The following is a 22,282-nucleotide window of genomic DNA, read 5'->3' on the forward strand; positions in this document are numbered from 1 at the left end:
GCTGCTCGAGCCCATCGGCAACATCCCGCCTGCCGAAGCGGAAGACCAATATTATGCTGCCGCGGACAACATCGATATGGCAGCGTGACTCACAACCCAAGGCCTCCGGCAAACCCGGCGCGGTTCATTTTGATTGCTAGGGCTTCCCTGGGAGGCGCCTACTGCGACCCCGGGGTTCTGCCCGCCTTCAAAATTCTGCGGAATGCTACGCATCACTTCGCCGAGATCGGTCAGACCCTCCTGGCGGATTTGTTCGGAGTTAATGGTGATGACCGGCGAAGCTGTGCTGCCGCCCCGAATTCTTGAACCTGTCACGACGATTTGCGAGGCGTCGTCAGCCGCAGTAACGCCATTCAACGCGATGTGGTCAGTGGCGGCGTCGCCGTTTCCCGAGGCTTTCACGATAGCGATCAGGTTTCCGTCGACGCGCACGGTAAAGCCGGAATCCGCAAGAAGCGCTGCAAGGGCGGCGGACGGAGAAAGCGATCCGTGCGCTCCGGGTGACCGGGCGCTCCGAATCTGATCGGCGCGATACACGATCTGCTGTCCGGACTGCCGCACATAGGCGTCGAGCGCCTCCTTCAACGGTCCTGCCGGAATATTGTATTCACGTGTCTGCGCTGATGCTGGTACTGCAAGCGAGACGATGCAGGTGCTGGTGGCGAGCGCTGCTGCGAAAGTCCGGACCATCAAACCCCCTTTGCCTGGGCGGCTTATCCGCCCGATGGGAGTCCCCGACAATCGGGACGTCGTTTTGGGTAACGCTATGAACTCGAAATTATCACTCTGTTGCCATCGCGCTCGACCTTGAGCCCGTATGCGTCTCGGAGCAACCGCGTAAAGGAGTCGACACTGGAGGCCTTAAAGGAACCTCCGATAAGTATTCTTCCTGCTGACGCGTCGGTCACGACGATCTGGGTCTGATTATAACGGTTGAAATCGGCAACGACCGTGGAGAGCGGAGCTTGGTCGTAATCGAGCAGTCCGTCACGCCAAGCGAGTGCGTTCTGAACCCGCTCGGTCGACTTTGGTACGATGAGTGTCGATGGACCGCGCGAAATTGCTGTATCGCCGGCCGTGATGATCGCAGCGTGCGCCTCGGGCCCTTGGCTATCCTGCACCTGGACCTTCCCCTCAAGGACATTAACCGTCACTCGATCACCTTCACGGCGCACTGAGAACTTCGTGCCCAGGTCCGTGATCGTTTGCTGCCCGGCATATACAACAAATGGTGCCTTAGCGTCGTGAACGACGTCGAAGAACGCTTCCCCTGAGTCGAGCCAGACCTTGCGGCTGTTTTCGCTCAAGCCAGTGCGCAGCGTCGTCTGCGTGTTAAGCTCGACCATGCTACCGTCGGTCAGATTGACGATCTTTCGAGCACCGGTTGGCGTGGCAAAATGCGCCACTTCCATCGACGTTTGCTGCGTCATGCCCAAGTGAGGGATCACGGCAGGTCCGCCTACCGCCACGATCGCCAGAAGGCTGGCCGCGATCGCTGCCATCTTCCGCCAGCTGCGCTGCGGTGAATTTTCTATCGGCCAATCTTCGTTGCCGAACCCGAGCGAGCGGATGCGATCGGCCTGCTGCCAGCCATGATCGGCGCGCCAAAACGCGGCCTTGTGCGCCATCGACTCCTCGAGCCACGCATCGAACTCGGACTGCTCATTATCGCTCCAGTCAGGACTATTGCGCCGAATGAGCCATTCGAGCGCCCTGTCTTCGATTGCCTCCTGCCGGTTCATGGCCGGACCTCTCTTTTGGAGCGGCGCGGATAGCTCTTCCGTACAATCCGGCCGGAACCACCGAGCATGTGATCGATAAGCGCCTTCATGCCCAGCTTCACCTGCCGGCGTACCGTCTCGATCGACACGCCGAGCACTTCAGCCGCTTCGCGATCAGTGAGCCCGTCGACCTTGTGCAATATGACGACCTCACGGCATTTGACCGGCAACTTGTCGATCCCTTCCTTGGCGCGCCGCAGTTCGTCGCGCGCCGTCAGCGCCCTCTCGGCCTCGAACGTGTCTATGTCGCGCGGAACCGTGTCGAGATCGGCGATGGTTTCGATCGGAATGATCCGCGCGCGCTTGGCCTGGTTGATGAGATGATTACGGGCCACGGTATAGACATAGGCGCGGGTATTCTGAGGCAACGCCTTGCGCGCGCCGATCAGGGCGTGCTCGTAAATATCCTGTCGCAGTTCGAACACGTCTTCTGGGACCCTCCAGTTACGCCGGACGAAGGACGTCAGCGCCCGCTCGAGAGGCAGCACCTCTTGTACGAACCAAGCATTGAGCTCTTCATCCTCGATCATTTTCGGCGGCTGGGGCCTCGCTGCAAACCTGTCCAAGGCAAGGAAGACAATCTTGCCGATAACAATTGGTAACGCGAATTTTCACGCGGCGCATATTTTCCAAGCATAACGCCATTGTGCACGCCGAGTGCGGTCGCGGCTTGGGCCGCCGGCCGCCCTACGGGGCCGGACTTTCAGATATAGACATTCCGCCAATCCGACTGATCAGACACCAGCTGCAAACAGTGCGATTGTTTAGCTGTCCACATCACCCTGCTGAAGGCGGTCCGACACTCAGGCAGAATTACTGCGATAGATCGCCGGTATAGGGGTAGGTGCCGCCGAGTGCTACGAGGGCCCATGACATTGCTGGAAAATATCGGCGTTTTGCTCCCGATCATACAAGCGCCGATGGCCGGGGTATCGACGCCGGAAATGGCGGCGGCGGTATCCAATGCCGGCGCCCTCGGTTCGATCGGTGTGGGCGCGACAGATGCCGCAGGTGCGCGCACGATGATCGAGGAGGTACGTCAGCGCACGGCCAAGGCCTTCAACGTCAACCTCTTCGTCCATGAACCGAGCCCGCGCGATCCCCAACGGGAAGGCCCATGGTTGGCCGCGCTCGCCCCGATCTTCCATCAGTTCGGCACCGAGCCCCCGGCCGCCCTACGCCCGATATACATGAGCTTCGTCGAGGATGACGCCATGCTCGCCATGCTTCTAGCGGTCAGGCCTCCAGTGGTCAGCTTTCACTTCGGCCTGCCAGACGTCGATAAGGTTTCCGCGCTCAAATCTGCTGGGTGCACGCTGATCGCAACAGCTACCAGCCTTGCGGAGGGCCTGGCCGCCAGGGCGGCCGGGATGGATGCGATCGTCGCGCAAGGCTGGGAAGCGGGTGGTCACCGGGGCATATTCAATCCGGAGGCGCCGGACGATCAGTTGGGAACTTTGGCTCTTACCCGCCTGCTGGTGCTCCGCGCAGGTCTACCCGTCGTTGCTGCGGGCGGCATCATGGACGGTCAGGGGATCAAGGCCGCGCTCGATCTGGGCGCTATCGCGGCTCAGATGGGGACCGCCTTCGTCCCCTGCCCCGAAAGCAGCGCCGATGCGGCTTACCGGCGAGCGCTGGCGGGGCCAGCTGCGGAACACACGTTGATGACGGCCGCGATATCGGGCCGACCTGCCCGTAGTTTGCCCAACCGGTTTACCGACTGGGGCCGGAAGGTTGGCCTTGCTCATCCCGGCTATCCCATGACTTATGATGCCGGCAAGGCGCTGATCGCTGCCGCCAAAGCGGCGGGCGAAGATGGCTAGGCGGCGCAATGGGCGGGTCAAAGCGCTTGCTTGTCCCGAGCTATGCCCGCTGCCGATCTTGTTGTTGCCTTGGCCGCCGAGCTGCATGCGGCTGACTATTAACGCCAACATAGCCGACGTTCACAAAGCTTCGCGTGGCAGTCGAGACCGGTCATTCGTTCATCAGAGGGCGCATTACTAGGCCGTGTGCCTGGTCCCGAGCCGATTGCGATGGAGCGCTGCGGCGTTGAGGTGCCCCGAACCATACGTTGACGCGTGCAGCGCCATTTCCCGCCCGCGGGCTATGCCGGCGGTGCCCAGGCAATCAGGAGCATCGAGCCCATTGACACGTGTATTGTATATGCAACACGGTTGGATGGGACGTTTTGAAGGCGGGGGGAACGCGGTGCAGTCAGCAATCCATCAATTGCGTCAGACGAGCCCTGCTCTATTTGTCGCCGCGCTGGTCGTTGTGGTCCTCCACCTCGCTTTGGGCGGCCGCTACGACCTGTTTCGCGATGAACTCTACTTCATCGTCTGCGGTCAGCATCCCGCCTTCGGATATGTCGATCAGCCGCCTGCGGTCCCACTAATGGCGGCGTCTCTCTACAAGCTGGGTCTCGGCGCCTGGGGACTGCGATTGCCAACCGCCATTGCTGCCGGCGCCCTGGTGTGGCTGGCCATGCGCTTTGTCCGCCTCTTGGGCGGAGAAGGTCTCGCGTTAGGACTTGCCGGGCTCGCCTGTGCGATCGCTCCGATGCTGATGGGCCTGGTGGCCACGCTGAACACATCTGCCTTCGATCCGCTTGCCTGGACCGCTATTGCGTATCTGTTGGTCAAGGCAGGTCGCGAGGGGGATGACCGCGCGCTGATCTTCGCCGGCCTGGTGGCGGGCCTCTCGCTCGAGATCAAATACTCGATGGTGTTCTGGATGCTCGGCCTGACCGTTGGTTTGGTAGCGATGCCCGAGCGCCGGATCCTGCTGCGGCCGGCGTTCTGGATCGGTGCGGGGTTGGCGGCGCTGATCGCGCTTCCATCCTTCCTCTGGCAATATGTCCATGGCTTCCCGTTTCTGGAACTTGGCGCAGCCGCAAAAGGCAAGAACGCCGACACTGCGTTGCTGCCCTTTGTCACCAATCAGCTCTTCGTGATGAACCCCGCCCTTGCACCAATATGGATTGCCGGCCTCATCGCGCCCTTCGTTACCAAACCTCTCAGGGACCTGCGCTTCCTGGTGATCGCGGCGCTCGTAGTGGTCGTCATCGTCCGCCTTGGTCACGGCAAGGACTATTATCTCGCCCCCCTTTATCCCACGTTGTTCGTGATCGGCGCGGTGGCGCTGGCACCATCGGTTCATCGCCGTGCCGGCAAGGTGCTGGCCACGGCAGGGGTGACAGCAGCAGTGGCGTTTTCTGCGCTCGCGGCACCGATGGCGCTGCCGATCCTCTCTCCTCCGGCTCTCGAGGCTTATATTCATCGGCTCGGCATCGCGCCCCAGCAGCAAGAGCGAAGCTTCAAAGGCACAACGTTACCGCAAGTTATGGCAGATCAACTGGGTTGGCATGACTTCGTAAGACAGGTCGAGGTGGCATGGAACCGTATCCCGGCGTCCGAACGCGCGGCTACCGCAATCAAGGTCGACAATTATGGTGAGGCGGCCGCCCTGGATCTGTACGGCACCGGCCTGCCACCGGCGGTCAGCGGCCATAACCAGTATTACCTTTGGGGCCTACGCGGGCAGAATCCGATCAATGTTCTCTCGGTCCAAGACGATGTAGAGGCCATGCGCCCGTATTGCGAGCACGTCACTCTCCTCGGGAAGACCTGGTCCCGCTACGCGATGTCTTTCGAGAACGGTAAGGTCATAGCGCTCTGTCGCGGTGTAAGGCCGCCACTTCGGGTGCTCTGGCCCCAGCTGAAGCTCTATTCGTAGGACTCGTTGGTCAAATGCAACGCCCGCGGGAGCCTTCCGCTTCTCGAAGACGGAGCACCGACAGGGTTTCCGTTGGTCGCAGTGCGCCAACAAAGCGGCCGTTAGCCGCTCCGCACCCGCCCGTCGGAAGCTGCCATCTGTTCATAATGAGAATCACCGGCCTTTGAGGACATCAAAGGCCGGTAAATGGTCAAATTTCGGTGCGCTCGGATAGTGTCAGGGCATCGTCCACATCGACGCCGAGGTATCTGACCGTATTCTCGATATTGGTATGGCCAAGCAGGATTTGCACCGCCCGCAGGTTGCCCGTTGCCTTATAGATGAGCGAAGCCTTCGTTCTTCGCATCGAGTGCGTTCCGTACTCCCGCCTGTCGAGACCGATCGTTGATACCCATTCGTCGACGAGGCGCGCATATTGCCGTGTGCTCAAGTGGCCGAGATAATCGATCCTGCTTGGGAATACGAAATCGCAGATCGTCCCGCCGCGCCGCTCAAGCCACGCCTTCAGACTCGTTCTTGCTTCGGACATGATTTCGAATTGTACGGGGCGGCCAGTCTTTTGCTGGATGACAGTGGCGCGATCACGAAACGAACCTGCGCTCATCAGGTCGCCTATTCTGATCTTGACCAGATCGCACCCACGCAGCTTGCTGTCGATAGCGAGATCGAACAGTGCGCGGTCGCGCAGCCGCTTGTGTTCGTCGAGATAGAAACGGATAGCCCAGATATCGCGGGGCTTCAGCGGGCGCTTGGGTCCTACATTCTGTCCTGCATTCCAAGGACGCCGATCATGTATGGCGGGATCGAGGTCTGAGTGTCCCATGATAATTCTCCGACGGCCGAAATTGGCCGATCCGAAGATATCGGCATGTCGCCTTGCCCGTGATGTCGGGCTCGCAAAAGCTTGCCAAATTTTGCCAAACTCACTACGTCGCGCTCCATGTCGACGATGAACATCTCCCTTCCGGATGCGCTCAAGGTGTTTGTGGACCAGCAGGTCAACATGCGTGGTTATGGTACCAGTAGCGAGTATGTGCGGGAATTGATTCGCAAGGACCAGGACATTCAGCGCCTTCGGGAAATGCTACTCGACGGTGCCGGTTCTGCAGCCACCGCTCCGGTCGATGCCGGATATTTCCAAGGGCTTCGTGATCGTGTAACGCAACGCACGGGGTCGTGACTGAAAAGCCGATCATACCGCGCGCCGAAGCGCGGAAGGACATCAACCTTGCAGTCGAGTATTATGCGGGCGAAGCCAATGTGGATGTGGCTGTCAGCTTCGTTGATGCGCTTGAAGAAGCTTATACCTTCATTGGGCGAATGCCGGCGGCGGGATCTCCACGCTGGTCTCATGAACTCAACCTGCCTGGGCTGAGGACCATAAGGCTCAAAGGGTTTCCCTGGCTCGTTTTCTATGTTGAATTCGAAACCCATGTAGATGTCTGGCGCGTGCTTCACGCTAAGCGGGACATGCCAGCTTGGCTCGGCGATACGGATGACTAACGCCCTCCATTTCCAGAATTTCCGTTCCCGACACAGTCTCGCCGACAGAGCAGCCGTCCTGTGGGTCAAATCGGCTCCCCGAAAACGGGCCCTTCATTCCTTGCCTCGGAACGCGCGGCACGTGACGCCGCTATTTGATGCCCACGACGAGCAGCATAGTCACGCGATCGTCCTCGCTGGGTTCGCGCGGGACGCTCGATCGGCTCAAGCGAGGCGACGCAGCGATAGCGGGCGATCACCTCTTCCATCAGCACGTGATATATGCGTAGCGCGATAAGCGTTCGCGTCTGTCGCCGTCGGGCTCATACGCCGTGCGGCGCTCGCCACCGCACAAATTGCAGATCGAGGGTCGTGTCGAGCCCACGGCTAGCGCTTCCGCTGAACTTCCGCGCGCAGGACGTCGGCACGCGAGCGCAGGAGATCGCGACGGGCGACAATGCCGATAAGCCGGCCATCGGCCGGGGACACGACGCAGATCCGTCCGGTATCCTCGGTGATCATCAGATTGGCGACCGTATCGGCAGGCGTATCCGGGGTTACGACCGGGATTGAGCGATCGGACAGCTGGTCACCGATTGTCGTGGCATCGCCCGTCTGACTCTGGTGCCAGCGTAGCGCATCGCGCCGCGAGACGAGGCCGATCGGGCGATGTTCATTATCGACGACCGGATAGCTGCGATGTTCGGCTTCAACCATGAAGAAGCGGACCGCCTCGGCGATCGGCATCGATTCCGGCAGTGCCTTCGGATGATTGGTCATCAACTCGCCGGCCATGCCGAGCGCGAGGGGATCGACGCTGAACTCCTGGCTGATATGGCGGCCGCGCCGTGACACCTTCTCGGTCAGGATCGAGCGTTTGAGCACCAGCACGGCGACGGCGAACGCCGCGCCCGACGCGGCGACGGTGTCGGGCAGCGCTGGGAAGTGGCCGGTCAGCTCGACCGCGAACACCGCGGCGGTGAGTGGTGCGCGCATCGCCGCACTCATCACGCCAGCCATTCCGATCATCGCCCACGGCCCGCTGCCGCCCGGCAGCCACAGCCCGGCGATGCCGCCCAGCGCGCCGCCGATGATGAGCAACGGGGCAAGGATGCCGCCCGAGGTGCCGGAGCCCAGCGCGACCAGCCAGACAATCGCCTTGACGACCAGCAGCAATATAAGCGCGGCTAGCAACAGGTGCCCGTCGAGCAAATCCTGGATGCTGGCATACCCCGCACCCAGCACCCGCGGCTCGATCCATCCGCCCAGACCAACGATGACCGCGCCCAGCGCCGGCCACCACATCCAGTGGATCGGCAGTCGGTGGAACCCGTCCTCGATCGCGTACAGCGCGCTGGATAGCAGACTGGCGAGCGCGCCGGCGACGATGCCGAGCCCGACAGCGAGCGCGATACCCAGCGCGGTCGTCGGCACGGCCGCTTCGAACGGAAACATCGGCCCGGCGCCGACCAGCAGCGGTCGCCAGGCGAAGGCGACCAGCGAACTGACCATCACCGGCACGAAACTGCGCGGCTTCCACTCGAACAGCATGACCTCGACCGCCAGCAAGATCGCGGCGAAAGGTGTCCCGAAGATCGCCGTCATGCCCGCGGCGGCACCGGCGACCAGCAGCGTCTTGCGTTCGGCCGCCGACAGCCGAAAGCACTGCGCGAACAGCGAGCCGATCGCGCCGCCGGTCATGATGATCGGTCCCTCTGCGCCGAATGGTCCGCCAGAACCGATCGAGATGGCCGACGACAGCGGCTTGAGGATCGCCACGCGCGGGCTCAGCCGGCTTTCGCCATAGAGGATGGCCTCGATCGCCTCGGGGATGCCGTGGCCGCGGATCTTGTCCGAGCCGAAGCGCGCCATCAGTCCGACGATAAGGCTGCCGACGACTGGCGCCACCACCACCAGCGGCCCGGTCGCGGCATCGACGATGAGTGCCGGTGCGGCAGAGACGCGCTGGAACCAGAAGAGGTTGATGACGACAGCGATTAGGTGGAGCAGCACCCAGGCGGCGATCGCGCCCCCCGTGCCGGTCACCAGCGCCATTGCCGCGAGCACCAGCATGCGCGAATCGGCGCTATGATCCGCCAATCGCGGGCGGCGGGCCGCGATCCGCGCGGGACGCGGTGTGTCGGTATCGGCCATCATGTTCCTCTTGGACGAAGCTGCGCCGCCAGCTATGTCGGATCACGATATATATCAAGGATTGGATCGTTGACGGACGAGATCGACGAAGAAGATTATGCGGCGCTGGCGGCGTTCCGGCTCGAATTGCGGCGCTTCCTGCATTTCTCGGAAACCGCCGCACGCGAGGCCAGTCTCACGCCGCAACAGCATCAGGCGCTGCTTGCGATCCGGGCGGCAGGAGACGAGGGGATGTTGGTTGGCGACCTCGCAGAGCATCTCCTGCTCAAGCCGCACAGCACGTCCGAACTCGTCAATCGGCTTGCCGAACACGACCTCGTGACCCGTCACGCCACGACCGACGATCGCCGCCAGGTGCGGATCATGTTGAGCGGTCGTGCCCGCGACATACTGACCTCGCTTTCGGACAGTCATCGCGCCGAATTGCGCCGGCTTCGTCCACTGCTGCTTCGCCTGCTCGATGCGCTATGAGCGAGGGGACGTTCGCCGAGCGCCGGGGCATTGCGGCGTTTCTGCTCGGCTGCCTGGGCGTTACCGCCGGCGTCGTGCTCCACCTGCCGATGTTCATCGCCAGCGCGCCGATGCATTATCGCATGGCGGGCATGCCGATGGGCACCGGCATGCTGATCGGTATGGCGGCAATCGTCGTCGGCATCCTCGTTGCGGGCTACGGTCTGCTCCCCGTCAAAGCGCGGAAGACACAGGACGCACACGCAATAGTCGTTGCCGCACCCGAGGATGCCGCGCTTTCGCCAGCCCATTGGCGGTTGATGGCCGTGCTGGTCGTCGCGTTGACCATCGACGTGATGAAGCCGGCGACGCTCGGTTTCACCATGACCGGCATGATTGGTGAATATGGCGTGACTCCGGCACACGCCGCCTTGGTGCCGTTCTCGGCGATCTCCGGAACGGTCACGGGATCGGTCATGTGGGGAGCGATCGCCGACCTCTACGGCCGCAAGGCGTCGATCTTGCTGTCGGCTGTGATGTTCGTCGGCACCTCGATCTGCGGCGCGATGCCGTCGCTCAACTGGAACATCGCGATGTGCTTCCTGATGGGGCTTGCCGCTGGCGGCATGTTGCCCGTCACCTACGCATTGCTGGCCGAGACGATGCCGGTGCGCCATCGCGGCTGGGCGCTGGTACTCGTTGGCGGGCTCGGTGCGGTCGGGGGCTATGTCGCGGCGAGCGGCGCGTCGGCGCTGCTGCAACCGATCTTCGGCTGGCGCATCCTGTGGTTACTGAACCTGCCGACCGGGTTGTTGTTGGTCGCGCTCGGTGGCCTGTTCCCCGAATCCCCAGCGTTCCTCATCGCGCGGCGGCGGCGGCGCGAAGCCGATCGTGTCATGCAGGCATTCGGCGCGCGAGCGCGGACTGCGTCGCCGCCGACAGGAAAAACACGGACGCCGCAAATCGAACGCTCGACCGCGGGCAAGCTAATCGCGCTCAGCCTCGCCGCCCTGGCCTGGGGACTGATCAACTTCGGGCTGATCCTTTGGCTGCCCGCCGATCTCGTCGCGCGTGGCTACAGCATCGCGGTGTCGAGCAAACTGCTTGCCGAATCAGCGCTCCTCGGGCTGCCGATGGTGTTCGTCGCGGCGACTTTATACGCACGCTGGAGCACGCGGTGGACCGTTACGGCGATGATCATAATCACCGCATTGGGGTTGCTCGGCGTGCTGTGGCTTGATCGCGTTGGCGGTAGTCCGGTTGGCCCGGTGGCGCTGTTGATCCTCGGATCGAACGGCGTGATTGCGACCTTGCTGCCGTATGCAGCCGAAAGCTTCCCGCTGCGAACACGAGGGCGCGCTACCGGCTGGGTCGCGGCCTGCAGCAAGGGCGGCGGGTTGATCGCCCAGTTGAGCGGCATTCTGGCGCTTGAGCCGGCATTGGGCGGTGCCGCGTTGATCATGCTGGTGCCGACCGTCCTTGCGCTGGCCCTGGTGCTGAGGTTCGGCCCCGAGACCCGTGGCGTCGATTTGCGCGATCTTGAACGTTCCTCGCCAGCTCCAGGCTAAGCTGCGGTATTTTCGACCAATGAGCGCCCAAATATGTTAGAAAACTGGCGTTTAGGCTGGGTTTGCGAACTATCGGTAATCGCCGGCATTCCCGACGTGAGCGTGTCTCGCTCGGTTGTCGAAATCGACCATTCGTTGCGTTGGGGCCACGGCGTCGCCGCGGCCCCACACCGGCCCCTCAGGCAACCATGCGGATATCGCCGGCGTGATCGGGATAGGGGGCGGCCGTTGTGTGTTGCTCGGTGCCGGCCAGTTCGCTCGCGAAGCTGTGATTGACGTCGCGGTGATGCGCTTCGTCGGCGCGGACCACCAGCACCACGTCGCGCAACGTCGCGTCGTCAGGCAGCTTCCAGTAATGCCTGGCAATCGCTGGGGCAGGAACGTTGGCGCTGCGCCCCTCGTCGATTTCCTTGAGGTAGAGCGTGTAGCTGATAACCGCCTCTTCCTCGAAATAGCCGACGACACGGTGAGCCGTGCGCGCGCTGATCAGATAGAGGGCGAAGAAAGCGACGTAGAACACCCATTGCACGGCAAGGATGACCAGCCGCTCGAACAGCGTAGGCTTGGCAATCTCGATGAAGGTCATCAGGTGCATCCGCTCGTTTTCCGCTTCCTCCATCAGCGTGCGAATCCAGCCTCGATCGTCACACATCCGGCGCAGGCACTTCAGATGGTTGATCGTGGCGCCGACCATCCCCGGCACCGCTGCCACGGTTTCCAGCACGATGGCGCGATGCCCGTAGCGCTTGGCGAAAAAGGTATCGGCGCAAAAGCGCAGCATCTTGGTAAAGCCGAAGGCAATCCGGTCGGACAGGCCATGGGGCTGGTGATGCACGCTCAGGTCGACGAACGGCAGATCGGACATTGATGTTACTCCTCCTGTTCAGGCCGGCACAGCGTCGGTCTTGCGATTGTCCAAGGTGAAGAAGAGGGCGAGGCTGAGGCTCTCGGCGATGCGTTCAGCCTTGTCCTGAAAAACGGCGGCCAGCTGTGGCGCGAAAAGCGCCGCCGTGGCCTGCCGCCACAGCGCCAGCCAGCGATCGAACATCGCCGGCGCGATCCGATCACGGTGCTTCAGGTGCGCCGGCATCGGCCGGCCCTTGTAGCGGCCGCTGGTCAGCATGACCGACGACCAGAAGGCGGCGAGCTTGTCGAGATGATGCGGCCAGTCGGCAATCGTATCATTGAACAGAGGGCCGATCAGGTCGTCAGCGCGCACACGGGCGTAGAATGTGTCGACCAGTTGGCGGATATTCTGTTCGGTGGCGGTGGTATGCCGGGCCATCGGCGAGCTCCAAATCATGTATCGGCGATGCATGTATCGGGCGCGACTCCGCGACGCTCTAGGTAGAGTTACGGATCGCCGCCCGCACCGAAAGGCGGTTCGACAACAGCATGCGACTGACACGTCACACCGATTACGGCCTGCGTGTGCTCCTCTACCTTGGCGAGCATCCCGAGCGGCATTGTTCGATCGCCGAGATCGCCGCGGCCCACGCAATCTCGAAAAACCACCTGATGAAGATCGTCCACCAGCTCGTCACGGCGGGTTATCTGCGTAGCATCCGGGGGCGGACGGGCGGCGTGGCGCTGGCGCGGCCGGCGGCCGCGATGAACCTCGGCGCGATCGTGCGGCTGATGGAATGTGATTTCGATATCGTGGATTGTTCGAGTTGCCGGCTGGCGGGACATTGCACCCTGCGCGGCGTGCTTGGCGGCGCATTGAATGCCTTCCTAGCGCACCTCGATCGATTCACACTTGATGATCTGTTGGCGAATAGCCCCCTGCTGAAACACTTGCCCAGCGATGCATCGCAAACCTGAGCCGGCGGATGCCTTCCGTGGATCAAATCGAATTGCTTGCTGCTCACGATTGACGAGATTAGCGCATCGTGCCTTGGAATAAGCCATGACCCAATCAGCGACGGATATTGTTCGGGACGTAATAAACGCCGCAGTCGTAGACGCGATCGTGGCACTGAAGGACGCGTCTCAGGGATTGCCGAACGCGTTGATGCGCGACCTGGCCGCGATCCACGCCAACACCGCATTCGGCGACCTGCCACTCGCAGTGCAAAAGGCGGTCGCATTCAGTGTCCGCGATGCCTTCTCTAAGCTGCAGAAGAATGGCTATGTGATCGCAGAAGCAAAAAGCGTGTCGCCCGCAGCGCCGCGCCCAGCGTCTCGCCGGGATCCTGACCGCGATCGTCACCCACGTCGCGGCCTCAAGAAACCAGGCGGTCCGCGTACACCGCCAAGTGGAGGCCGGCGCTGAGCGCCTGCTCTACTGCCTGGTCGGCTTTCGCCAACATAACGGCCGTTCGCGGCGCCCGGCGAGTTCGTCGAAAGCCGCCCTACATTCATTGCAATGTCGGCATCCCGAAATTGACTGAGATTTGGAGCGTTTTCAGAACGACTGGTTCTGGGGCACGAATAGTGAGAAGCCGCTATTCCGGATCCTGACACTCCACAAATGGAAATAGAAGGGCAGGGTCGCCGTTCCCAATCGCAGGCCTTCCGATCCACTGACCGTTCGCTCTAATGGGGGGGGGAGCCCGTTCCGAATCAGCGCGGTGCGCCCTGCAAGCGAGAGAAACCGCACCTATGAACATCGCTGAGGCAAATGGCATCAAGCTGGCATGGGAAAGTTTCGGCGACATCGACGGTGAGGCGGTGCTGCTGATTTCCGGGCTCGGCACACAAATGGTCCGCTGGACGTCGCCGTTCTGCGAAGGACTGGCGGCCCTTGGCTATCGCGTGATCCGTTTCGACAATCGTGACGCCGGCTGCTCGACGCACCTCAGCGCCTGCCCGCTACCGAATTTTGATGCGCTGGCCTCCGCTCTTTCGGCCGGACGCCGACCCGAGGTCCCTTATACGCTGTACGACATGGCAGCGGACGCGATTGGACTTCTCGATGCTCTTTCGATCGGGCGGGTTCACGTGGTCGGTCGGTCGATGGGCGGCATGATCGCGCAGATCATGGCCAGCGAAACTCGCAGCCGCGTTCTCTCGCTTACCTCGATCATGTCGAGCACGGGCAATCCGGCGCTTCCGCCGGCCGAACCTGACGCCATGGCGATGATGATGGAGCCGATGCCCGATCCTGCCTTGGATCTTGAGGGGTTCCTGTCGCGGAGCTCCGCCTTCGCGCGCCGCATCGCCGGAAAGGGCTATCCTTTCGACAAAGAAGCGCACCGGGCGCTGGTTTTAGAGGAGATCAGGCGTGGCCATGAACCAGCTGGCACCGCACGCCAGATCGCTGCCATCGCCGTGGCGGGGGATCGGCGCGCGCAGTTGTCGACCGTAACGGCGCCAACCTTGGTCATTCACGGCAATGACGATCCGCTGTTCTTGCCCGCCTGCGGCCGGGATACGGCCGGTACGATCCCGGGCGCCGAACTCCTGCTGATCGACGGGATGGGACACGATCTACCGGCCAGGGTGTGGCAGCAGATTGCTGGCAAGATTGACAGCGTGGCCCGACGGGCGGCACCCGCGTAGGCGAATCTCTGCTGCGGGCCACTCTCTCTTGGTTCTTCGCTCCACCGGAGCTGCCGCCTTCTTGACGAGCGACGCACAACGACATTCCGAAACTGCCCGTTCTGGCGGTGTTCGCCGACAAAGGCGACATTCGACGGCTCGAAGCTACTCGCTGAAACCCGCCCTTCGTTCATCCGGCTGTCGCGGTACGAAGACCGACCGGCACTGGGACGAAGCTGCGGTCCCCGATTTCCGAGCTGAACGTCAGATCATGACATAAGCAGACAGTCCACGTCTGCTAGGTCGCCTTCGTACATCGGCTGCAATTGGGCCGTTTGCGGAATGGCGGGTCGCGGCAAAGTTCACGGCCGAAGCCGCCGTTCAACTGCTGAAACGGGACAACGACGGCAGCACGTAGATTTTGTCATTCAAGCGCGGTTAGAGGGCTGCTGAAGGCGACGAGATCGCTTGTGGTGAGCGCATCGGGAAGTCCCCCATCCGCGAGTATTTGAACGACGCCTTGGAGGTTTACTAGATAATTCGTCCAGTGCATCCCAGCTTTGGATGATCGTCCTAAATCTGCGCAGCCAAAATCGACCAAGTGATCCAATAAGTTGACGGACCGTTCACCGTCGTCGCATAGGGAACAGCCGACGGGGCGCGGGCGGGGGCAGCTGTGCCGATCAGGGGCACCGAAGGGGGGCTAAATGATTAAGTCGAAGGTATTGTTAGGGGTCGCTAGTCTTGTCGCTCTTGCCGGGTGCGGCAGCGGGAGTGGGCCGTCTAGTGTGGGCAGCACGCCACCGCCCCCTGCGCCGACGCCAACACCGACCAACAGTTCGCTTAACGATCTCAAGACCAGTCAAACCTTTACGAACGACGCGGCTACGGCGGACTTGACCCTCGACCTGACCACGTCGACCGGCATATCCGGAAAGAGCAACGCCAGCACGCTGACGATCAGCTATGATGCGAAGAGCCAGAGCTACACCGTCGCCGTTGACGGTCGGAGCCAGACATTCGGCCAGGCCGATGTGAAGTCGAGTGATGCGGACCAGACGCTCTATCAAAAGACCGATGGCACTAACCGCGATTACCTTACCCTCGTCAAAGTTCCCTATACCAGCACGACGGCGACCCAATATGTCGGGCTCGGTTATTGGCAGCGCAACGTCGTGTCGGGAACGCAGCAGAGCACCAATTACTCGACATTCACCTACGGCTTTCCCACGGTTGCGTCGGCGGTGCCGCGTACTGGCACTGGTGCGTTCGGAATTGACACCTTCGGCATCGCGTCCAAACCCGGGCAAGAACCGCTAGCATTTCAAGGTCACGGAACCTTCAGCGTGGATTTCGGGGCGGGCATTTTCTCGGCCCAAGCCTATACTACCGAAATGGGTCTAGTTTCGGGAAGCACCACGACTGGTGGTGGTATCGATCTGATCGCGGGAGGGCATTTGTCCTCGACGGACGGCACTTTCAGCGGGAACGCCCTGTATGAAAGCAGCCTTGGCCGCGCCGGCGGTAGCCTGAGCGGACGCTTCTACGGTCCAGTTGGTCAGGAACTCGGCGCCAGCTTCAACGCGCAAGGACCTGACGGCTTGGCAGTAGCCGGCTCCTTCACCGGCCAGGCCGATGGGAGCCTGACGCCGGACAATCTGAGCCTGACCAATCTTTCTCACGAGCAGCTATTCTACACGCGCTATGACGGCAACCTCGTCGGCCAACTTGACTGGCTCAATTCCGAGACCTTTACCATCTCGCCGCCGACCTCCGACCTCTACGGCGGGCAGTTTTCGATCAACGACAAGGTCGCGAGTGCCGACCCGAACTTCACCACTTACCGCAAGACTTTTACTGGCACGATCGGCAGCGAGGATGTGGTGCTGCAATTGTACAAGCCGGGTTCCGGGAACTCAGAGCTGGCGCTTACCTATGCAAGCTTCGGTCATTGGTCGTCGAGCGGAAGCTACGGCAACGCCCAGCCGCAAGATCAGTATTTTACATACGGTCTGTCCACTCCGGCCGGATTGCTCGCCGGTAAAACGGGCTCCGGCCATTATATCGGCGTCGTTTATGGTGATGCGATGAATGGGGCAGGGGGCCACTATGACGTCCACGGCACATCGCAGTTTGACGTCGACTTCGGCAGCCAGAGCTACACGGGCGGAATGACCATGGCGGGTACTTCGCGTAGCGGCAGTGCCGGCATCGATTTCGGGAGCTACGACTTCACCGGTAAACTGGGCAGTTATAACGGTGGCACCGTGGCCGACATCACGCGCGACGGGCAAAAGGTCGGTGAGTTGACAAGCCAGTTCTACGGACCCGACGGGGAGGAGATTGCCGGCCCCTTCTCGATCTATAACCCGCCCGGAACGCAAGGCGACAACACGTCAATTCAGGGCATCACGGTCGCCAAACGGCAGTGATAGTCTTACTTGCGCTGGCAGCAACGGCGCAGGCGGCTCCGGTCCAGCCTGCGCCAAGCGCCGAACCGCCGTCTGTGCGGATCGACAACTTGTCGCCAGTCGCGATGTTCGCCCTTGCCGACCGTGCTCGCGCCGCAAATCGCATCGACGATGCCATTGGTTTCTACGATGCGCTGTCGCACGATCCCAATCCCGACGTCCAAGCCGAAGCGCGTTTTCGCAAAGGCATGATGCTAGCGGGGCTGCGGCGTTACCGCGATGCTGCGGTTGCCTTTCGCGCGCTGCTTGACGAGAAGCCCGATGCAGTACGCGCGCGGTTGGAGCTTGCACGCATGTTGGCGGCGATCGGTGACGAAGCCGCTGCTCGGCGCGAACTTCGCCAGGTGGAAGCGACCGGCCTACCTCCCAGCGTGGCCGTGACTGTGGGGCAGTTTGACCGTAGCCTACGCTCGCTGAAGCGATATGGTGGGTCCTTCGAGTTCGCCTTGGCTCCGGATACCAACATCAATCGCGCGACGCGGCTGCGAACGCTCGATACGATCATCGCGCCACTCACGCTCTCGGACGATGCGCGGTCGAAATCCGGCGTTGGGGTTCACGTCGCCGGGCAGGGTTATGCGCGCCTCCGCCTGGCCGACAATCTGACACTCATCCCGCGGGCATCGATGTCGGCGAGCCTGTTTCGTCGTTCCGAATTCGACGACGTAGCGGCGTCCGCGCTGGCAGGATTGGAGTGGCAACGGAAGCAGGACCGCATTACGCCATCCGTCGGCCGAACTTGGCGCTGGTACGGAAATAAGCTCTACGCGCGCACCGACGCGGCGGCGCTCGACTGGCTGCACGTGCTGGGCCGGCGGGCGCAACTCGTCGCATCAAGTAGCATCAGTCACGCAGCCTATCTGCAAAACAGCTTGCAGAGCGGGACGATCGGCGATCTTTCTATATCTGTTGAGCGGGCAATATCCGCGCGTTCCGGCGGCAGCTTGACGTTATCCGTGTCCCGGCAGTCGGCGCGCGATCCAGCCTATGCGACTTGGTCGGGAGGCGCATCGGGACTTGGCTGGCGCGAGCTTGGCAAGACTACTGTATTCCTGTCAGCTGGGCTGCGGCGGACAGAGGGCGACGCCGCGCTGTTTCTGTTCGGTGACCGCCGCCGAGACTGGCTTATTACCGCGCGCGCCGGCGCCACGTTTCGCGCGCTGACGGTCAAGTCCTTCGCGCCCTATGTGCGCGTCTCTTATGAGAGAAATGCGTCCAGCCTGCAAATCTATAACTATTCTCGCATTGCCACAGAAATCGGGATCACGCGGGCATTCTGACCGACTCTGCGATAGGAGACCGGCGGTATCCGTTTGGGGGCACCACAGCGTCGAGAAGGATGAACGAGCGTCTGCTTTTAAGGTGCTGCTTCGAGACGCTGAACGACCAACAATGGGGCGCATAGCGGAATGGCGGCTTCGCGCCCCAATTGTCGTCGTTCCCGCCGATCTGCTCGGCTCCCGATACCAGACGTTCGTTTTACCCACTTTGGCGTGATGCCCTAGCGGCCTAAGGTGGGACATTCCGGACGTTCGCACGCGTCATGTCGAACGGCAGCTCGTGTCAGAACCTGACAGTGCAGGGTCGCCCGACCGAAATCCCAGACAGACAGAATCTGGCCGGATCTCGCCCGTCCGCGTATCAATTCAAGATCGCAGCGAGTGGCTCAATCACTACCAGCAGCTATAGCCACCATCGGCAAGTACGATGCTGCCGGTCATCAGGCTGGCCGCGTCCGAAGCGAGGAACAGGACGATCGCGGCGACTTCTTCCGGATCGCCGAGCCGTGCCTGCGGCGTGCCGTCAATCCAGCGGCGATACATTTCGCCCTTCTGGTCGGCAAAGGCATTGAGCGGCGTCGCAATGTAGGTCGGCGCCACGGCGTTGACGCGCACGCCGCTTGGCGCCCATTCGACCGCCAGACTCTTCGTAAGCTGGTGCAGCGCGGCCTTGGACGCGTTGTAATAGCTTTGCGGTTGCGGGCGATTGACGATGATGCCGGACATCGAGCCGACGTTGACGATGCTCCCCGATTTTCTTGCGAGCATGTGCCGGCCGAACGCGCGCGCGCACCAGAAACTTCCGTTGAGATTGACGTCGAGGACGTTGAGCCACTGCTCGTCGCTGACTGCTTCCGCCGGGGTATCGCTGCGCGCGATGCCGGCGTTGTTGATCAGGATATCGATGCGGCCCGATCGGGCGACGAGATCGTCAGCGATCCGCGTTACCTTCGCCGAATCGGTGACGTCCAGTTCTACGTTGTCGACGGCATGGCCAACCTTTGCCAGGCGGTCGCAGGCGAGCGCCACCTCGGCCTCGTCGCGGTCACCGATGGTGACGCGCGCGCCGGCCTCAGCGAGTGCCTCGGCGATGCAATAGCCGATGCCGCGGGCGCCGCCGGTCACGAACGCCGTTTTGCCTTCCAGGCGAAAGCGAGCAAGATACACGCTAAATGCCTTCGCTGCTGTAAGATGTGCGAGCTCTGGGCGCTTCCGCCGTATCATTTGGCAAACCGGGGCAGCAAGTCACGCGGTCGAGCGGCAGCGTCAGGTCGCTCATGATTGCGCAGAATCTTGATATAGCGCCTTCACTACATCGGCGTAGAGCGGCCACTTGTTGTCCGGGAAGTAATTGACCATCGCCGTTACGCGCAGTCGCTTCACGGGATCGATGAAAGCGAATGATCCCGCGGCACCGAACCAACCGTACGTGCCGGCATGGACACCGCCGGGCACGTCTTTCAGAAACAGCTCGCCGCCGGCGCCGAAGCCGTGCGCGGCAACCGGCGCCGGGGTGACGTTGCTGACGATCTGCACGCCGGCCGGCAGCAGGTTCGACAGCGCGAGCTTGACGGTGGCAGGTTTGAGCACGCGCACGCTGCCTACGCTGCCGCCGTTCGCCAGCATCTCCAGGAAGCGATCGTAGTCGCGTGCCGAGGACACCAGGCCGGAGCCGCCGTAATCGACCAAAGGCGGCTGCAGCCACATCGAACTCGCGCCGATCTCGAAAGGCAGCCGCTGATCGCCCTTCCAATAATAAGCGGTGGCGAGCCTTCCCGCGCCGGCCCGCGGAACGGTCCAGAAGGTCGACGTCATTCCCAGCGGGTCGAGGATGCTCTGTTGGACGAAGCGGCCGAACGGCATTCCTGACGCGACTTCGATCACCCGTCCGAGCACGTCGAGGCTGATCGAATAATGCCATTCGGTGCCCGGTTCCGACAGCAACGGCACCGTGGCGACGCGATCAGCGAACTGTTCGAGCGTCGCGGGTTGCGCCTTGCTCGCCTCGGGGCCAACACGCCCGCCGAGCAGCCCCAGGCGGGCATAGTCTTGAAATATCGGCGCGGTGCCGAAGAATTGGTAGGTCAGCCCGCTAGTGTGCGTCAGCAGCTCGCGCACGGTAATCCAATGCGTCGCCGGTCGACTTTCGAGCGATGTCGCCGGGGAGGCAAGCACGCGCATGGTCTTGAAGGCAGGGATAAAGTCGCTGATCGGCTCATCGAGCTTGAGCTTGCCCTCCTCGACCAGCTTCATCGCCGCCATTGCGGTGATCGGCTTGGTCATCGAATAGACGCGCCACAGGCTGTCCGGCCCCGCCGCCGGAGCGCCGGGATCATCGGCGATGTGACCAGCAGAGAGAAAGGTGGGCGGTGCATCGCCGTGGCCGACCGCCACCACCACGCCAGGAATTTTTCCCGAGTTGACATAGCCGTCGAGCACCGACTGCAACGCCGCCAGTCCGGCATCGGGTCGGGTCGCGACTGTCGGCTGCACGACATCGTGCGCGCCGACGCCGCTAATCGAGACCATCGCGAGGGCGGCCGCGCCGGCCAGTCGCACGATGCCGGGCCTCACGACGCCGACCCCTGTCGGATTGACTCATAGACCAGTTTCCTGACGATGCCGTGGATCTCGCGGGCGGCCGATTCTCCGGGAAACACCTGGCTCAGTACGATGACGATAAGGTCCTCTTCGAAATCGACCCAGAAGTTCGTGTTGGCGGCGCCCGCCCATGAGTATTCACCGGGCGAGCCGGGGATGCCGCGCACTGCGGGATCGGTGATGACGACACCGCAATAGCCGTGGCCGACGCCGCGTTCCGCATAGAGCCCCTGCGGCATCCGGCGCAGCGGACGATCGCCGAATTCCGGGCCGAGATGATTGGTGAAGAGCAGGCGTGCCGTTTCCGGCTCGAGGATGCGCACGCCATCGAGTTCGCCGTCGCCGAGCAGCATTCGTGCGAACCTCAGATAGTCCGCAGCAGTGCCGACCAGCCCTGAGCCGCCGAGATCGGCGGAAGGGGCGAATTCGAAGCCAAGCGTCTCCGAAATTCGCATCAAGCCGCCCTCGGCGTCGGGCTGATAGACATCGACCAGTCGGTCCCGATTGTCCGCGCGGGCATGGAAGCCGGTGTCGACCATTCCTAGCGGCTTGATGATGCGGTCGTCGAGAAAGGCGCCGAATCGCTGGCCCGACACCACCTCGACGACGCGGCCAAGCACGTTCATCGCCTCGCTATAGCACCACTGCGTGCCCGGCTGTGCACGCAGCGGCAAAGACGCGAGCTTTTCGACATAGTGCGCGAGCGAGATGCCAGTCGCCTGCACCGTCCAGTTGTCGTGCAGCCCGGCCGCCGCATATTGCTCGGCCACGGGATCATCGAGCAGGAAATGGTAGCTCAGCCCCGCAGTATGGGTCAGCAGATCGTGTAGCGTTATGGGGCGTTGTGCAGGCACCAGTTCGCCGTTCTCAAGGATCTGCATATCGGCGAATTCGGGCAGATAAGCCTCAACCGGATCGTTGAGCGCCAAGCGGCCCTCTTGATGGAGCTGCAGGATGGCGACGCCGACCAGCGGCTTGGTCATCGAATAGAGGCGGAAGATCGCGTCGGATTTCAGGGGTTCTCGTCGTTCGACTGAATCCCATCCTTGCACCTCTTCGAGGACCAGTTCGCCGCGTCGGAAGATCACCGTCTGCGCGCATGGGATTACGCCCTCGTCGATGTAGCGCTGCAACGCCGGGCGGATGCGGGACAACCGTGCCGCCGCCATCCGCGATCCCGCCGACGCAGGCGCCCGTTCGACGTCAGCGTGAACCATCATCTGATCTCTCCCTTCGACCTACGCGCCCCGTCAGCGCGGGATCTCCGACAGGATGAC

At 62.3% G+C, this 22,282-nt stretch carries 20 protein-coding genes and 1 pseudogene; 11 read left to right on the top strand and 10 right to left on the bottom strand.

Translation table 11 applies throughout. The features are described from left to right. Positions 1-51: 51 nt before the first annotated feature. The 3 genes from K7G81_RS12030 to K7G81_RS12040 form a co-directional block, all read right to left on the bottom strand. Positions 52-690 (bottom strand): secretin and TonB N-terminal domain-containing protein, encoded by a 639-nt coding sequence (locus K7G81_RS12030; RefSeq protein ID WP_223031057.1) that lies wholly within the window; start codon positions 688-690, stop codon positions 52-54. Positions 691-764: 74 nt separating this feature from the next. Further along, positions 765-1,742, bottom strand: coding sequence for a FecR family protein (locus K7G81_RS12035; RefSeq protein ID WP_223031058.1), 978 nt, complete (start codon positions 1,740-1,742; stop codon positions 765-767). Beyond that, complete coding sequence (locus tag K7G81_RS12040; RefSeq protein WP_223031059.1) at positions 1,739-2,311, bottom strand: RNA polymerase sigma factor; 573 nt, start codon at positions 2,309-2,311, stop codon at positions 1,739-1,741. Before K7G81_RS12040 ends, K7G81_RS12035 begins: the two co-directional genes overlap by 4 nt. Before the next feature lie 339 nt (positions 2,312-2,650). Between K7G81_RS12040 and K7G81_RS12045 the strand changes: the two are divergent. Together K7G81_RS12045 and K7G81_RS12050 are read left to right on the top strand one after the other, a co-directional pair. Then, positions 2,651-3,706, top strand: a pseudogene (locus tag K7G81_RS12045) (NAD(P)H-dependent flavin oxidoreductase). Positions 3,707-3,959: 253 nt separating this feature from the next. Beyond that, positions 3,960-5,516: an ArnT family glycosyltransferase gene (locus K7G81_RS12050; RefSeq protein ID WP_223031060.1), complete on the top strand. Its 1,557-nt coding sequence runs from the start codon at positions 3,960-3,962 to the stop codon at positions 5,514-5,516. A gap of 190 nt (positions 5,517-5,706) precedes the next feature. Here the strand turns inward: K7G81_RS12050 and K7G81_RS12055 are convergent, their stop codons facing one another. Then, positions 5,707-6,339, bottom strand: coding sequence for a tyrosine-type recombinase/integrase (locus K7G81_RS12055; RefSeq protein ID WP_223031061.1), 633 nt, complete (start codon positions 6,337-6,339; stop codon positions 5,707-5,709). 117 nt (positions 6,340-6,456) lie between these two features. On the opposite strand from K7G81_RS12055, the gene K7G81_RS12060 reads away from it, so the two are divergent. Both K7G81_RS12060 and K7G81_RS12065 read left to right on the top strand, forming a co-directional pair. Beyond that, a complete protein-coding gene (locus tag K7G81_RS12060; RefSeq protein WP_223031062.1) occupies positions 6,457-6,696 on the top strand; it encodes a ribbon-helix-helix domain-containing protein in 240 nt (79 codons plus the stop codon). Further along, positions 6,693-7,019, top strand: coding sequence for a type II toxin-antitoxin system RelE/ParE family toxin (locus K7G81_RS12065; protein ID WP_223031063.1), 327 nt, complete (start codon positions 6,693-6,695; stop codon positions 7,017-7,019). The genes K7G81_RS12060 and K7G81_RS12065 overlap by 4 nt, the downstream gene beginning before the upstream one ends. A 366-nt stretch (positions 7,020-7,385) precedes the next feature. Here K7G81_RS12065 and K7G81_RS12070 read toward each other — a convergent pair whose 3' ends face one another. Beyond that, complete coding sequence (locus K7G81_RS12070) at positions 7,386-9,152, bottom strand: chloride channel protein (RefSeq protein WP_255586985.1); 1,767 nt, start codon at positions 9,150-9,152, stop codon at positions 7,386-7,388. Between the two features lie 69 nt (positions 9,153-9,221). On the opposite strand from K7G81_RS12070, the gene K7G81_RS12075 reads away from it, so the two are divergent. After that, positions 9,222-9,623, top strand: coding sequence for a MarR family winged helix-turn-helix transcriptional regulator (locus K7G81_RS12075; protein ID WP_255586986.1), 402 nt, complete (start codon positions 9,222-9,224; stop codon positions 9,621-9,623). Then, entirely contained in the window at positions 9,620-11,170 is a 1,551-nt protein-coding gene (locus K7G81_RS12080) for an MFS transporter (RefSeq protein ID WP_223031066.1), read from the top strand. Before K7G81_RS12075 ends, K7G81_RS12080 begins: the two co-directional genes overlap by 4 nt. Positions 11,171-11,348: 178 nt before the next feature. Here the strand turns inward: K7G81_RS12080 and K7G81_RS12085 are convergent, their stop codons facing one another. Beyond that, a complete protein-coding gene (locus K7G81_RS12085) occupies positions 11,349-12,035 on the bottom strand; it encodes an alternative oxidase (RefSeq protein WP_223031067.1) in 687 nt (228 codons plus the stop codon). Between the two features lie 18 nt (positions 12,036-12,053). Continuing rightward, positions 12,054-12,455: a group III truncated hemoglobin gene (locus K7G81_RS12090; protein ID WP_223031068.1), complete on the bottom strand. Its 402-nt coding sequence runs from the start codon at positions 12,453-12,455 to the stop codon at positions 12,054-12,056. Positions 12,456-12,565: 110 nt separating this feature from the next. Between K7G81_RS12090 and K7G81_RS12095 the strand changes: the two genes are divergently transcribed. The 5 genes from K7G81_RS12095 to K7G81_RS12115 all read left to right on the top strand — a co-directional run bounded on the left by K7G81_RS12095 (position 12,566) and on the right by K7G81_RS12115 (position 18,404). Continuing rightward, positions 12,566-12,994 (top strand): RrF2 family transcriptional regulator, encoded by a 429-nt coding sequence (locus K7G81_RS12095; protein WP_223031069.1) that lies wholly within the window; start codon positions 12,566-12,568, stop codon positions 12,992-12,994. 85 nt (positions 12,995-13,079) lie between these two features. Next, complete coding sequence (locus tag K7G81_RS12100) at positions 13,080-13,445, top strand: hypothetical protein (protein ID WP_223031070.1); 366 nt, start codon at positions 13,080-13,082, stop codon at positions 13,443-13,445. Between the two features lie 329 nt (positions 13,446-13,774). Then, the gene (locus K7G81_RS12105; protein WP_223031071.1) at positions 13,775-14,674 is read left to right on the top strand and encodes an alpha/beta fold hydrolase; all 900 of its coding nucleotides are present in this window, start codon (positions 13,775-13,777) and stop codon (positions 14,672-14,674) included. 875 nt (positions 14,675-15,549) lie between these two features. Then, complete coding sequence (locus tag K7G81_RS12110; protein ID WP_223031072.1) at positions 15,550-17,085, top strand: transferrin-binding protein-like solute binding protein; 1,536 nt, start codon at positions 15,550-15,552, stop codon at positions 17,083-17,085. 104 nt (positions 17,086-17,189) lie between these two features. Further along, a complete protein-coding gene (locus tag K7G81_RS12115; protein WP_223031073.1) occupies positions 17,190-18,404 on the top strand; it encodes a surface lipoprotein assembly modifier in 1,215 nt (404 codons plus the stop codon). A 393-nt stretch (positions 18,405-18,797) separates the two neighbouring features. Here the strand turns inward: K7G81_RS12115 and K7G81_RS12120 are convergent, their stop codons facing one another. The 3 genes from K7G81_RS12120 to K7G81_RS12130 form a co-directional block, all read right to left on the bottom strand. Continuing rightward, the gene (locus tag K7G81_RS12120; RefSeq protein ID WP_223031074.1) at positions 18,798-19,571 is read right to left on the bottom strand and encodes an SDR family NAD(P)-dependent oxidoreductase; all 774 of its coding nucleotides are present in this window, start codon (positions 19,569-19,571) and stop codon (positions 18,798-18,800) included. Positions 19,572-19,679: 108 nt separating this feature from the next. Beyond that, complete coding sequence (locus K7G81_RS12125) at positions 19,680-20,978, bottom strand: serine hydrolase domain-containing protein (RefSeq protein WP_369412100.1); 1,299 nt, start codon at positions 20,976-20,978, stop codon at positions 19,680-19,682. Continuing rightward, on the bottom strand, positions 20,975-22,225 hold the full coding sequence (locus K7G81_RS12130; RefSeq protein WP_223031075.1) for a serine hydrolase domain-containing protein: 1,251 nt from the start codon (positions 22,223-22,225) through the stop codon (positions 20,975-20,977). Before K7G81_RS12130 ends, K7G81_RS12125 begins: the two co-directional genes overlap by 4 nt. Positions 22,226-22,282 lie beyond the last annotated feature (57 nt).

The organism is Hephaestia mangrovi (assembly GCF_019880555.1).
In the GTDB taxonomy this organism is placed as follows: domain Bacteria; phylum Pseudomonadota; class Alphaproteobacteria; order Sphingomonadales; family Sphingomonadaceae; genus Sphingomonas; species Sphingomonas mangrovi.